Here is a 13156-nt window from a genome sequence, read left to right on the forward strand (position 1 = left end):
GCGGTGGGCCTTGTCCGGCCGGCGGTGGGCCTTGTCCGGCCGGCGGTGGGCCTTGTCCGGCCGGCGGTGGGCCTTGTCCGGCCGGCGGTGGGCCTTATCCGGCCGGCGGTGGGCCGGGGGGCTGGATCTCACCGGTGCGCCCGGCGCGCCAGCCCTTCTGGTAGCTGGCCAGGCGGTTGCGAGCGGCCTCGGGCGAGTAGACGGGAGCCGCAGTCTGCGACGGTCCATCCGTCTCCTCGCGCAGCTGCGGCGCCAGGTGCTCCTGCGGGCGTCGTACGGGAAGCGGCGGCCGCCCGCTGCCCGAGCCGTTCGACGCGGGATTGCCGACCGGCGCCGGCGCGGTGGCGGCGCTCGTCACCGGCACCGGGGCGGACCGGGTGCGGACCGGGGCGGCCGGCTGCTCGACGGCCTGCGCCGGGACGCGCGCCGGGATCGCCGCCGTCGGCTCCTCCTCGAGCGGCATCGCGAAATCCGGCTCGACCGGGCGCCGCAGGTCGTCGGCGGCGTCCGGTTCGCCCGTGCCCCGCGCCTCCTGCCCCGGCGCCAGAGCGGTCGCGGGCAACAGCACGACCGCGAGCACCCCGCCGTACGCGGAGGTGCGCAGGGTGACCTGCATGCCGCCGCGCTTGGCCAGCTCGGCGACCACCCAGAGGCCGATCTGGGCGCCGCCCTTGAGCCCCGTGAGGTCGGGAGTGGGCGCGGTGGCGAGCAGCGTGTTGGCCTGCTCCATCGCCTCGTGCGTCATGCCGACGCCGGCGTCCTCGATCTCGATCACCACGCCGTGGTGCGCCTGGGTGCAGCTGATCCACACCTCGGAGTCCGGCGGGGAGAAGACGAGCGCGTTGTCGAGCAGCTCCGCCAGCAGGTGGGTGATGCCGGTGATGGCCGGGCCGCTGACCGCCACGTCGGGCGTGCGGCGCAGCGTCACCCGCTGGTACTGCCGGGTCTCCGCGATGGCGCCGAGCAGCACCCGGCGTACCGGCACCGGGCGGGAGAACCGCCGCCCGGTCTGGCCGCCGGCCAGGATGATGAGGTTCTCCAGGAACCGGCGGGTCTGGGTGAGCTGATGGTTGATGTCGAACAGCTCCGCGAGGATCTGCTCGTCACCGATCCGGTTCTGCAGCTCCTCGATCACCTTGAGCCCGTGCTGCAGCGGCCGCTGCGGGCGGCGGGCGACACCCATCAGCATCGCCATGCCGGCGGCGCGCGTGGTGGCCTCCTCGACGGCGGCGTCGACCGCGGCGTGCAGCGACTTGTTCAGCACCGTCGCCAGGTGGCCGATCTCGTCGCGGCCGTAGTCGCGGTTGGGCAGCTCCAGCGCGACGTCCACTTTCTCCCGTCTGCGCAACCGGGTGATGATCGCGGGCAGCCGCTCGTCGACGACCGCCACGGCGTCCTTGCCCAGCTGTGCGAGGCGCACCGACAGCGCCTGGTTGACCAGGATCTGCGACTGCCGGACGGCCGACACGATGGCGCCCACCGCGATGAGCAGCGCCACCGCACTGCCGATGGCCGCGGCCAGCAGCTGGTTGTTGCCGGTCCGCAGCGCCTGGATGGACACCCGGTCGGCCTGGGTGACCGTGAGCGCCACCAGCTGATCGGACACCGAGGCGGCGGCCGCGTCCCACTGGAGGCCGGTCAGCTGCAGCGACCGCGGCGCCTTGCCCTTCCACGCCCCGGCCGAGATCAGGACGTTCTCCGCGGCGGTCAGCGTCTTCCACTCGTTGCCGGCGGTCATGCGCTCGTACTGGGCGCGGGCCTCCGGCTCCAGCTGCGGCACCGCCGTCTCGAGCATCGTGTGGTATGCCCCGACCATCGTCACGAACCGCAGGTGGTCCTGCTGGCTGAGGGCCTGGGCGCCCAGGGCGCCGGAGATCAGCGAACTGGCCCGCGACATCATGTCGCCCGCGCGGAAGGTGTCGGTGGCGGTGATGCCGCCCTGCGTCGCCGTGGCGTCCGGCACGACCCGCGCCTGCGTGTCGAACAGGTCGATCGCGGAGTCCACCAGGTCGTTGTAGAAGTCGGTCGTCTGCTGCCGCAGCGCCCGGCCCGAGTCGATGGTGCTGCGTACCCCGGGCAGCCGGTCCAGCCGGTCCGAGAAGGCCTGCCAGCGTACGTCGATCGAGCGCGGCGCCTTGCTCAGCACGGGGTCGGCGGCCGTGCGCAGCTTCGCCACCAGATCGTCGGTCTCCTGCCGTTGCGCGATCAGTGACTGCAGGTCCCGGGCCGGATGCGACAGGTAGTTGATGCTGTCGCGGCGTTCGTGCTGGATGGCCGCGAGAGTGCGGACTGCGGGGATCGACACCTGCCGCACGCCGTTGGCCACCTCGCGGTCGTAGTAACCGTTGAACACGAGGTAGGACGACGTGGCCAGCCAGAGGACGAGGGCCGCGACGCCCGGCACGAGGATGAGCCGGGCGATGCGCCGCTTGATGGGCTTCTCCGGGCCGCGGAGAGCCTCGTCGGTTTCGGGTTTCTTGGTCACTGTGCTCGCGATCTTCAGTCGTCGGGGAGGGGTTCGTCCGGCGGTACGGGTTCGTCGGCTGGGCGGGTTCGTCAGGCGGGACCGGCTCGTCGGCGGGACGCCGGTGGGCCGGTAGGGCAGTCAGTGGCCGGGCCGGTCAGGCTGGTGGCGGGTCGTCCGGTCCGGCGCACCGGGCACCGTCGATGCGGCAGTCCTGCGGCGCGGCGTCGATCAGGGTCGCGCCCAGGACGTCGAACTCGACCACCACGGAACCGCCCGCGGGCACGGTCCGCGTGGCGTCGACCGGCTCGAACGTCCACGTCGAACCCGCCTGCCGGGCCGTCGCCCCGGACACCCCGGACACCTGCAGCGTCGGCCGGGGCAGGGTGAGCGTCAGCACCCACCCGCGCTTGCGGGCCGGGCCGGGGTTGGCGATGGTGACCTCGGCGCCGTACCCGAGCAGGCCCGTCCCGCCGCCGGGGAACCGGTACCGCGCCGCGAGCGGCGCCGCGGCCGAGGCCGACGACGGGGTCGCGGCCCCGGGTGGCAAGGGCGGAACAGCAGATCCGGGTACGGGCACAGCCGAGGCCGACGATGCCGAGGGTGACGTCCCGCCCGTGGTCACCGCCGAGGTCGGCGGCACGGTCGTGGACCCGGGAAGGAGGGTCGACGGCGCCGGCTCGGCCACCCGGGCCTTGTCCGGCGCGCGTGGCGGCAGCGACGCCAGGTCGCCGGGGCCGCGGATCACCGCCGCGACGACGACCGCGGTGCCGGCCACGGCGAGCAGCACACCCGCCACCATCCAGCCCACGGCGCCGCGGCGGCTGCGCCCGGCCGGCCGTACCTTGGGCTGCGGGCCCGACTGGGCGGCGATGGCCAGGCGCATCAGGGCGTCGAGCAGCATGACGGAGGGGGAGCGGCGTTCACGCCGGCTCGCTTCTGCCATCGGGGGCTCCTCCTCGGTCACAGCGTCAGCAACCCTTCGTGCAGCCGCTGCATGACGGCCAGGGACAGGTGGTCTTCCTCGGGCTGCTGCGGGACCCGGACCAGCCCGGCGCCGCGCAGGTCGTCGAGCAGCACCTGGACGGTCCCGAGCGGCAGCCTCAGGTACGCGGCGATCTCGGCGACGGACAGCGCCCGCGCACACAGCCGCAGGATCGCCGACTCCTCCGGGGAGAGCGCCGACGCGGGTGCCCGGTCCTGGGTGCGCTGAACGAGCGTGCTCATCGTGAAGCCGTGATCGCCGGGATGTGTGCGGCCGCCGGTCATCGCGTACAGGCGAACCACCGGGCCGGCGTTCTCGTCGTACCACGCGTCTTCCGGGCCGCCGCCGGGAAGCACCGGCGCGGTGCGAGCGCTGGCCATCGGCGGTGTGGGGTGGGTGCCGGCGCTAGTCATCAGTGCCCACTGTGGTCACACCGGCTTGCAGTCCCGGGTCCTGAGCGGATGTTGCGCCGGGATCCTGCTTGGCTTGCGGCGCCCGCTTGCCGGCGGGTGCGCTTCCGGGAGCCGGCCGGGCCGATCGGCGGGGGTTCTTGGCGGGTGCGGCGCCGCCGGCCGGACCGGTCGCCGAGGCCTTCTTCGCGGTGGCGCCGCTGCCCGGTGTGGCTGCCGGGCCTGCCTTCTTGGCGGGGGTTGCTCCCGGAGGAAGCCGTTGGGCCGGGATCTTCCTGGGACGCGGGGCGGGCGACACCTCCGGCGCCGGGACCGCGGGCGGCGGCAGGGCGGCGGTCACCTCGGTGGTGTCGGTCGTCTCGTGCAGCAGCGCGGCCGGTAGGCGTACCTCCGCGTGCAGTCCGCCGCCGTCGGCGTTGCGCAGGGCCACGGCGGCCCCGCACCGGTCGGCGAGGCGGCCCGCGGCGTACAGGCCGTCCCACGCGCGGGTCGCGGGGGGCACGGAGGTGGTGAGGATGTCGGCCGCGGTGCGCAGGTCGTCGTCCGTCATGCCGGGGCCGTGGTCGGCGACCGTGAGCACGTAGCCGTCCGCGTCCCAGGCGCCGCTCACCCGCACCCGGGTGTCGGCCGAGGAGAAGGTGGCGGCGTTCTCCACGAGCTCGGCGAGCAGGTGCATGACGTCGAGGACCGCCGTACCGGTCAGCGCGGCCGGCTGCACCTGGGCGGTGGAGACGCGCTCGAAGCCGGGCACCGCTGCCGCGGCCGCGCGGACCACCTCCGTGAGCGGTACGGGCGCAGTCCACCGGCGCCCGGGGGTGCCGCCGGTCAGCGCGATGGTCTTCTCGATGTTGCGCCGCACCCGGCTGGCGAGGTGGTCGATGCGGAACAGCTCGCCCAGGATGCCGTCGTCGTCGATGCGCCGCTGGAGAGCATCGAGCAGGCGCAGCTGCCGATGCAGCAGGGCCTGGTTGCGCCGATTCTGCTCCAGCACCAACTCGAGCCGGTGTGCGTCCGGCGCCGGGGTGGAGGCAGTCGTCACGCTCCGGCCGCGGGCCCCGGTGGGATTGCGCCGCAGCCGGACGAGCACGGCGATCACCGCGATCAGTCCGACGCCGGCGAGCAGTCCCGCGCCGGCCACCGTCGCCACGGCACCCGGCACGGCGTCCTCGCGGGCCCGCCGCACCGCCGAGACCTCCACGTCACGCAGCCGCGTGCGGTACGCGTCCAGCGCCGGTGGCGGCGTCGCGTCCCGGGCGGGGGTCCCGGCGATGAGGCGGTCCTCCCACGCCGCCAACGTGGTCGTCTCCGGCTCGGCGGCCAGCTTGTCGTACTCCTCGCGGGCGCTCGCGGGAAGCCCGTGCGCGCCCTCGGCCAGCAGCGTCCGGCGGGTCAGCGCCAGCCGTACGACCGCGGCGCGCACGTCGGCCGACCGCGCGCCGCGGGGGTCGCCGATCAATGCGGCGTCCTCCTGGGACAGGGTCTCCCGGGCTCGGCCCAGCCCCAGCAGCGCGGAGCCGGTGCGGGTGTCGCTGTCCGGCCACAGCCACGGCGCGCCCGCGAACGCGGAGGCGACGATTCCGGTGTATCCGTCGAGCACAGCGGTGACATCGGGGCGGCTGCCGTCCACTGTGGCCCGCAGACTCCGGCGCTCGTCCAGACGGCGTACCAGGTCGTCGGTGACCTCGGCCGACCGCGCCCCCGCAGGCCTGCGCCACATCGAGCCGGATGCGACGTCCTGGAGCCGGGTGCAGGCGTCGTCCGTACGCCGGCGCTGGGCGGTCAGGGCGTCCCGGGTCACCACACCGGCCAGGAAGCCGGCGGACAGCCGTCGTTCTTCCTGCAACTGGACGATCACCGCGTCGACCGGCTCACCCAGCTGCCGGGTGGCGGCGTGGGTGCGAACCACCCGGGCGGCGTCGAGGGTCAGCGGCACCGCGGCCGCCGCCCACAGCACGACGAGCAGCGCGCCGGCGATCCACGCCCACAGCCGCGCGCGGGTGCTCGTACCGGTCACGACAGTCTCCCCTCGGGGCCGTACGGTGCCTCCTGATCGGCCGGGACTCGGACGATCAGCCGCAGCTGAGCGAGCAGCTCGCCGCGGTCGGTGCTGCCCAGCCGCTGCCGGATGCGCGCCATGTGGTGCTCGACGGTCTTCGCCGAGATGTAGAGCCGGTCCGCCACCTGCTTGTACGTCAATCCGGCCAGCACGAGGGCGGCGACCTCCTCCTCCCGGTCACTGAGCACCGGGCGCGCCGTCTGACCCGGCCGGCCGCGGCGTCCCGATGCCGCGAGCCCGTCCGCGGGGGACTGCCGCGCCTGCAGTGAGCGGGCGCAGTCCAGCAGCACGGTCATCGCCTTGCGGTCCGTGGTGCGGATCGCCGCCTGTCCCGCGAGCCGGGCGCCGTCCCAGCTCAGCCCCAGCTCGGCCAGGCCACGGGCCGCGGCCTCGACGACGTCCGGCTCGATGCGGTCGGAGAGCATGTCCAGCCAGCACTGCCCGGCGGCGGCGAGCGCGCCCGCGTACGCGCTGTCGTCCCGGCGCTCCCGCAGCGCGCTTACGTGTCGCTCGACTGCGGGCCGCTCGTCGGCCAGGATCGCCGCGTGCAGCCGTGACCAATGCAGCGGTGCGCTCCACAGCACCGGCTCGCCGAGCCGGGCCAGCAGGTCGTCCGCGGCGAGCAGGGCCGGCTGCACCTGCCGGGTCTCGCCCAGCCGGGCCGCGGCGACGGCGATCTCGCCGAGCGGCAGCAGCGTGAAGAGGTCGACGGGCTGGCCGATGAGTGCCTGCCGGGCCTGCGGCCAGGAGGCCTGCAACCCGGCGATGTCGCTGGCGCGGCGCGCCAGGCCGGCGCGCAGGGCGGCGGCGTACACCAGGTCGCGGCCGGGCGCGCCGGCCGGTCCGGGGTCGGCGGCAGGGTCCGTGGGTACGCCGGCCAGCGCTGCCTGTTCCGCGGCGGCGGCGAGCCGGCCCTGCGCCATCGCCGTCCAGGCCAGCAGGAGGCGGTGCCGTCGGACGAACAGCGGGCCACCGAGGCCCGTCTCGACCGCACGCTCGAGCACCGCCTGTGCCGACTGGAACTCGGCGCAGTGCAGGGCCACCAGCGCGGCCAGCGCCGCGGGGCTGTCCGGCAGGAGCACGGCCGAGCCCGAGGGCTCCAGCAGCTGGGCGGCCTGCACCAGCGCGGACAACGCCGCCATCGGAGACCCCTGCACCGATTCGTACGCCCCGCGGGCCATCCCGGACGCGGCGGTGCTGAGCAGAGTCGGCGGCCCGGCCGACGGATCGTCCGGGGTGGCCGTCAGCAGCATGCCGGCCGCTTCCCGGTGCCCGGTCGCGATGAGGCCGACCGCGCCGAAGCCGGCCGCGAGCCGAGGCGTCGCCCACCGGTAGAGCTCGACCGCCCGGGCCAGCTGATTGCGGTGCGCGAGCGTCGCCGCGGCCACACAGGCGGCGTCCGGTCGCTGGCTCTCCGGCCCGGTGGCCAGCACCTGGTCGGCGAGCAGCGACGCCAGGTCGAGGTCGCCCGCCAGCGCGCTGGCCAGGGCCCGCCGGGCGCCGGCCGGACGACCCGCCCGCGACGCGGCGTCGAACAGCTGCGCGGCCAGGGCGGGATCGCCCTGCAGGGCCTCGTCTCCGGCGGCCAGGAACGCGTCGCCCAGCCCGGCGGCCTGGGCTCCGGGTGCCAGGGCCACCGCCGGCTCACCTTCCGGCGCCTCGGGACCGGCCTGCGGCAGGAGCGCCAGCAGCGGGCGCATCAGGGGCAGCACCGAGCCGCCCCGGGCCAGCTGCCATTCCGCCATGCGCCGGCGGATGTCGACGCGTTGCGCGACCGGCCCGTGCGCCGCCAGGGCCTGGCGTGCGACCGGGACCAGCGCGCCCGATGTGGCGAGCATGCCGGTCGCCTTCGCGGTGGCCAGCAACGCCGTGGCCTGCTCCGCGTCACGGTCGAGCAGGGCCGCGACCACGGTGAGCGAGAGCCCGGCGCCCGCCTCGACGGCCAGCAACACGGTGAGCGTGTCCGCGTCCAGGCCGTCGAGGTCGGCTGCGAACGGCGCCAGGGCCGCCTCGGGCGCCCGCTCCGGTGGCGTGCCGACCGGTCCGGAGCCGGTGGCCAGGCCGGTGATCAGCCGGTCCAGGTAGCGCGGGACGCCGCCGCTCTGCACGAGCAGGAAGCGGATCCACTCCGGTGGGACCGGGTGCTCCCAGACCTCCGCGCAGCGGGCGCGCACGTGCGCCTCGCCCAGCGGGGCCAGCGACACCGGGGTCTGCCGCCGCCGCAGCACGTCGGTCAGCGCCGCCAGCCCCGCGGGCCGCGGCCACGGCCGGTACGCGACCACGACGCGGGCCCCGGGCCGGTCGGCGAGCCGGACGAGGTCGCGCAGCCGGTCGTCGTCGACCAGGTGGGCGTCGTCCACGAGCAGTACGGGGTCGTCCGGGTCGCCGCCGGCCGGCTGCCACAGCGTGCCGACGGGAACCCCGGCGGCGCGGTAGCCCGCGGCGAGCTCGCGCAGCAGTGCCGTCTTGCCGTATCCGCCGGGGGCACAGACGGCAACGCTCAGCGGCGCGGACGGGTCGGCGTGCACCTGACCGATCAGGGCCGTCGCCTCGGGGCCGAGCAGTGTCGTGGATTGGGTTTCGACCATCGGGCTCATCGCCGCCCCGCCGGTGCCTCGGTGACGCGTACGGGCGGTCGCGGCGGCGGCATGGCCCCGACCGGCCCGGGTGGCAGCGGCTCCATCGCGGTGACCAGCGGCGCCTCGGCCGTCGGGTATTCCGGGAGTGCCGGGCCGGTGGCGGTCTCCGCCAGGCGGGTCCGGGGCCGCAGCGCCAGTGCGGCGCCGCACGCGACCGTCAGCCGCGGGTCGCCGAGCTGAAGGACGGGTGCCGGGAACGCCTGAGCGAGAAGATCGGTGAGCAGCGGATGGCCTGCCGCCGAGCCGGCGAGGAGCACCGCGGCGACCTCCGCGGCCTCGAACGCGCACGCCGCCGCTGTACGGACGGCGAGGTCCACCGCGGCCCGCAGCACGGCCCGCTGACCGGCAGGATCCGCGGCGTCCAGGACCGAGCCGGCGAGATCGGCGCACCACACCGACGTGATGAACTCGTACTGCCCGGTGGCGTGCGGGTGGATCAGGGAGATCTCGAGGCCGGCACCGCCGAGGCGCAGCACGAGCAGCGCGGCACCCGTCGCCGGCAGCCGCCCGGCCGCCTGGAACCCGGTGACGACCGCGCCGGCACGAGGCACCAGTGCCGGATCACCCAGTCCGATCTCCTCGAGGGCGGCGCGCACGAGACCCAGCCGGTACGGTCCCCAGCCGGTCGGATGCGCCACCGCGATGCGGTCCGGCGCCCTGCCCTGCAGCTGCCACAGCCGGCCCGCCACCCAGCCCACCATTCCGGCCAGGAGCGTCTCGGGCCGCACCGGCTCGCCGGCGAGCCGGACGGCCGTGTCGCCGCCGATCCGGTGCAGGAAGCCGGAGGCCCGCTGAGCCGCCGCGCCGGCGGTGCCGTCGGACGCGACGAGATCGCCGCCCGGCGACAGCGCGAGCGACGTCGCGACCACCGCCGCGGCGGCGCCCAGTGTCACGGGCTCGGCCGGGCCCCACGCCGTCTCGGCGGCGGACTGCGGCGCACGCCCGCGGGGCGGAGCACTCCGCCGGCACAGGGCTGCGGCCACAGTGGTCTCCCCGATCTCGATCCCCAGCAGGTACGGCACGAAGCTCACTTTCCGCCACCGGTGGCCGGCACCGATGGCGATCAATGGTGGATGGGCAGAACCCTAACGTTCGTACCAGACCGGGCATCGAAGATCGTCCCCCAACTTCGCCCTCGCGAATCCCCTAAGCCCCTAACGCTGCCCCGTGGGGAAACACCGGGTGCCGGACATCAGGAGGGGGTGTGCGCCCCGATGCCCCCGGAGCGATCCGATCTCTACCGTGAGCCCACGCCGGGTGACGATCCGGCCTCCCGACGCGGCCCCGGCCACCGCCGGCCCGCTGCCGGCTCGCCGCCGGTCCCCGGCCGCTGACGACCACGACCCATACGACCACCATGTAGGAGCAGGCCACCATGGATTCTTCCCCGACGTTGCAGGACTTCGTCCTCAACCTGATCTACGACCCGGTCGCGCGCTCGGCCTTCGAGCACGACCCGGAGGGCGTGCTGCAGGACGCCGGGCTCGAGGACGTCACCGCTGCCGACGTGCAGGAGGTCATCCCGCTCGTCGTCGACTTCGCCCCGCTCGCGGACGTCGCCGCGGTCACCGCGCCGCTCGGCGTCTCCGAGGTCACGAGCGAGGTGGCCGACGTGGACGTCACCGGCGCCGTGAACCACCTGCAGCTCATCACCGCCCAGCTGTCGACCGCGCACCCCGCCACCGAGCTGTCCGTGGCCGGCGCCGGCGCGGTCGTGGTCGCCGGCGACGGTCTGCTGCCGCAGGCCGCCGCCATCGGGGTCGGCGGCGTCGTCGGCGTCGAGGTCGAACAGGGTGCCACCGTGCACACGCCGAGCGTGCCCGCCGTGGACGACGCTCTGTCCGTCGTGCACGACCCGGGTCTCGGCTTGGACGCCGGGGTCTCCACGTCGACCGGAGTGGCGGCGACAGTCATCACCGACAGTGATCACCTCATTGCATCGACCGGGGTCGACGCGGGTGCCACTCTGGACACCACCGTCCACACCGTCACCGGCGTGACCTCGGCGATCGACGTCGCGCACGTCGCGGACCTTGACGTGGCCCACCTCAACCCGGCAGTCTCTTCGGTCGTCGGCTCGGTGACCGGATCCGACCCGCTCGGTGGCGTTTCGGACGACGCGGTGCACAGCGTCACCGGTATCGCCGACGGGGCCACCCACACGGTGGGCGGCCTGGTCGACGGGCTGGGACACCACACTGCTCCGGACGCCGGCCACGACGCTCACGGCGCCGTGACCGACCTGCTCTTCTGAGCACGGCGGGTCGGGCCTGATAGGCCGGCGTGGGCCAGGCACGACTCGGATGCGAGGGGCAGCAACGATGCAACGCTGGGAGATGGGGGCAACGGCGCCGGTCGCCGCCCCCATCTCACCGGTGCAACCCGACAGCCACGGGGACCTGCGCCCCGCGGCGCAGACGCCGGCCCAAACGTCGCTCTGGCTGGACGTGCTCGACGCCACCATCCAGATGAGTGCCGCGCACCACCGTGGCGACCTGCAGGAGTGGCTGTCCGGCCGGCGCGCTCAGCTGCTGCACCCGGACCTGCGAGTGCTCGTCACGGGTGCCGCCGGGCAGGGCAAGAGCCACCTGGTCAACGCCCTGATCAACGCGCCGGTGTGCCCGGTCGCCGGCGCCGCGCCCGCCACGGTCGCCACCGTCGTCCGGCACGGCGACACGCCGGCCGCCCAGCTCGTGACGCGCGCGGGCCCCACCGCCGCCTGGACGGCGCCGCCGGCCCCGCACGGGCGGATCGATCTGCCCACGGAGCGGCTGCCCGACGCCCTCGCCGAGGCCGTGCTGGCCCGGCCGCCGGCCGCCGCGCCGCTCCTGCACGCCGAAGTGGAGGTTCCGCGGGCGCTGCTCGCCTCCGGCCTGGTGCTCATCGACACCCCCGCGTTGCCCGGCCTGCCGGACGACGGCCGCGACGCCGTCGCAGACCTGCGCGGGCTGGTCACGTACGCGTGCGCCGACCTGGTCCTGTTCACCTGCGAGGCCACCCGCGATGTCACCGAGGCCGAGGTCGGCGTCCTCGCCGACCTCGCCCGGCTCTACCCGCACGTGCTCGTGGCGCTCACGAAGACCGACGTGGCCCCGCGCTGGCGCGACACGCTGGCGCACACCCGCGACCGGCTGGCCGCGGCCGGCGTCCCGGCGACCGTCATCGCCCTGTCCAGCACCCTGCGCGAGCACGCCGTACGGTCCGGCAGCCATCCGCTCAACGAGGAGTCCGGCTACCCGCACCTCATCAACCACCTGCAGCACTCGGTGAGCACCAAGCAGGACGAGTTCGCCCGTGCCACGGTCTCGCTGATCGCCCGCCTGGTCGCCGAGCGCATTGCGAAGCCGCTGCGCGCCGACCTCCGGCACAGCGCCGAGCCGTCCGATGCCGTCGCCCAGCTGCACGACGCCCAGCGTCGGCTCGAGGACCTGCGCCGCATCACCACGCGGTGGCAGAACTGCCTGGCCGACGAGAGCGGCGACCTCATGTCCGACATCGAGCACGACCTGCGCGAACGCAGCCGCGCGGTGCTCGCCGAGGCCGAGAAGACCCTCGACGGTGTGGACCCGGCGAGCGGCTGGGACGAGTTCGAGCCGTGGCTGCGCCAGGCCGTCCAGGAAGCGGCGGAGGCCAGCTTCGCCTGGCTGGCCGAGCGGGGGGAGTGGCTCGCGCACCGCGTGGCCGAGCAGTTCCCCGAGTACGCCGATCAGGTCGTCCCGCCCTGGGTCGCCGGCACCGTGGACGAGGTCCCCGACCGGTCCGGCAACCTCGACGCGCCGCCCGTCGAGCGCTTCACGACGACGCAGAAGCTCTTCACCGGCCTGCGCGGGTCGTACGGCGGCATCCTCATGGTCGGCCTCGCCACCAGCCTGGCGGGGATGTCGCTGATCAACCCCATCTCCATCGGCGGCGGCGCGATCTTCGGCGGCCGTACGATCCGCGAGGAGAGCAAGTCCCTGCTCAAGCGGCGGCAGGCCACCGCGAAACTCGCGGTGCAGCGGCACATCGACCAGATCTTCCTCGGCCTCGCCAAGGACGCGAAGGATTCCGTACGCCGCCTGCAGCGCACCCTGCGCGACCACTACAGCGGTGTCACCGAGGACATCCACGAGGCCATCATGGAGTCCCTGCGCAGCGCCAAGGCGGAGGCCGACCGCGAACTCGCCGCGCGCGCCCAGCGGGCCCGGCGCATCGAGCACGAGCTGGACCGCCTCGCCGAGCTGTACACACAGGCGGTGGCGCTCGCACCGGCCCGCAACCCGGCCATCACCCCCGGAACGGCGTCGGCGTGACCGCGCCGCGCGGCCGCGCCGCGGTGCCCGGAGCGGCTTTCGGCCCGGCCGCGCCGCGCCCCGCAGCGGGCCCGCGCTTTCTGGGTGGGCCGCGCTCCGTCGGTAGGCCGGGCTCCGTCGGCGGGCCGCGCTCCGTCGGTGGGCCGGGCTCCGTCGGCGGGCCGCGCTCCGTCGGTGGGCCGGGCTCCGTCGGCGGGCCGCGCTCCGTCGGTGGGCCGGGCTCCCTCCGCGGGCCGCGCTCCGTCGGTGGGCCGCGCTCCCTCGGCCGGGGGCACTTCCTTGCTGGGGCGCGCTTTTCAGGCGGGGTGCG

The 13156-nt window shown here is 75.2% G+C and carries 8 protein-coding genes; 2 read left to right on the forward strand and 6 right to left on the reverse strand.

Going from position 1 to position 13156, the window contains the following annotated elements:
• Positions 1–94: 94 nt before the first annotated feature.
• The 6 genes from AB0K03_RS05735 to AB0K03_RS05760 all read right to left on the reverse strand — a co-directional run bounded on the left by AB0K03_RS05735 (position 95) and on the right by AB0K03_RS05760 (position 9576).
• Positions 95–2485: a nitrate- and nitrite sensing domain-containing protein gene (locus tag AB0K03_RS05735; RefSeq protein ID WP_364680997.1), complete on the reverse strand. Its 2391-nt coding sequence runs from the start codon at positions 2483–2485 to the stop codon at positions 95–97.
• 136 nt (positions 2486–2621) lie between these two features.
• Positions 2622–3410, reverse strand: a complete 789-nt coding sequence (locus tag AB0K03_RS05740; protein WP_364681000.1) for a cellulose binding domain-containing protein — start codon at positions 3408–3410, stop codon at positions 2622–2624.
• Positions 3411–3427: 17 nt separating this feature from the next.
• Positions 3428–3862: a DUF742 domain-containing protein gene (locus tag AB0K03_RS05745; protein ID WP_364681002.1), complete on the reverse strand. Its 435-nt coding sequence runs from the start codon at positions 3860–3862 to the stop codon at positions 3428–3430.
• Entirely contained in the window at positions 3855–5873 is a 2019-nt protein-coding gene (locus tag AB0K03_RS05750) for a nitrate- and nitrite sensing domain-containing protein (protein WP_364681005.1), read from the reverse strand. The genes AB0K03_RS05745 and AB0K03_RS05750 overlap by 8 nt, the downstream gene beginning before the upstream one ends.
• The gene (locus AB0K03_RS05755; protein WP_364681007.1) at positions 5870–8503 is read right to left on the reverse strand and encodes a LuxR C-terminal-related transcriptional regulator; all 2634 of its coding nucleotides are present in this window, start codon (positions 8501–8503) and stop codon (positions 5870–5872) included. The genes AB0K03_RS05750 and AB0K03_RS05755 overlap by 4 nt, the downstream gene beginning before the upstream one ends.
• A gap of 5 nt (positions 8504–8508) precedes the next feature.
• Positions 8509–9576 carry a hypothetical protein gene (locus AB0K03_RS05760; protein ID WP_364681010.1) on the reverse strand — a complete coding sequence of 356 codons (1068 nt, stop codon included), beginning with the start codon at positions 9574–9576 and terminating at the stop codon, positions 8509–8511.
• A gap of 353 nt (positions 9577–9929) precedes the next feature.
• Between AB0K03_RS05760 and AB0K03_RS05765 the strand changes: the two genes are divergently transcribed.
• Both AB0K03_RS05765 and AB0K03_RS05770 read left to right on the forward strand, forming a co-directional pair.
• Positions 9930–10808 carry an IniB N-terminal domain-containing protein gene (locus AB0K03_RS05765; RefSeq protein ID WP_364681012.1) on the forward strand — a complete coding sequence of 293 codons (879 nt, stop codon included), beginning with the start codon at positions 9930–9932 and terminating at the stop codon, positions 10806–10808.
• 67 nt (positions 10809–10875) lie between these two features.
• The gene (locus AB0K03_RS05770) at positions 10876–12846 is read left to right on the forward strand and encodes a GTP-binding protein (protein ID WP_364681015.1); all 1971 of its coding nucleotides are present in this window, start codon (positions 10876–10878) and stop codon (positions 12844–12846) included.
• Positions 12847–13156 lie beyond the last annotated feature (310 nt).

Source organism: Actinoplanes sp. NPDC049316 (genome assembly GCF_040677315.1).
GTDB lineage: Bacteria > Actinomycetota > Actinomycetes > Mycobacteriales > Micromonosporaceae > Actinoplanes.

Bases quoted from the DNA above. Each gene is read 5' to 3' on its own strand.
- AB0K03_RS05740 (WP_364681000.1), bottom strand. From the start codon at position 3,410: ATGGCAGAAGCGAGCCGGCGTGAACGCCGCTCCCCCTCCGTCATGCTG.
- AB0K03_RS05745 (WP_364681002.1), bottom strand. From the start codon at position 3,862: ATGACTAGCGCCGGCACCCACCCCACACCGCCGATGGCCAGCGCTCGC.
- AB0K03_RS05755 (WP_364681007.1), bottom strand. From the start codon at position 8,503: ATGGTCGAAACCCAATCCACGACACTGCTCGGCCCCGAGGCGACGGCC.
- AB0K03_RS05765 (WP_364681012.1), top strand. From the start codon at position 9,930: ATGGATTCTTCCCCGACGTTGCAGGACTTCGTCCTCAACCTGATCTAC.
- AB0K03_RS05770 (WP_364681015.1), top strand. From the start codon at position 10,876: ATGCAACGCTGGGAGATGGGGGCAACGGCGCCGGTCGCCGCCCCCATC.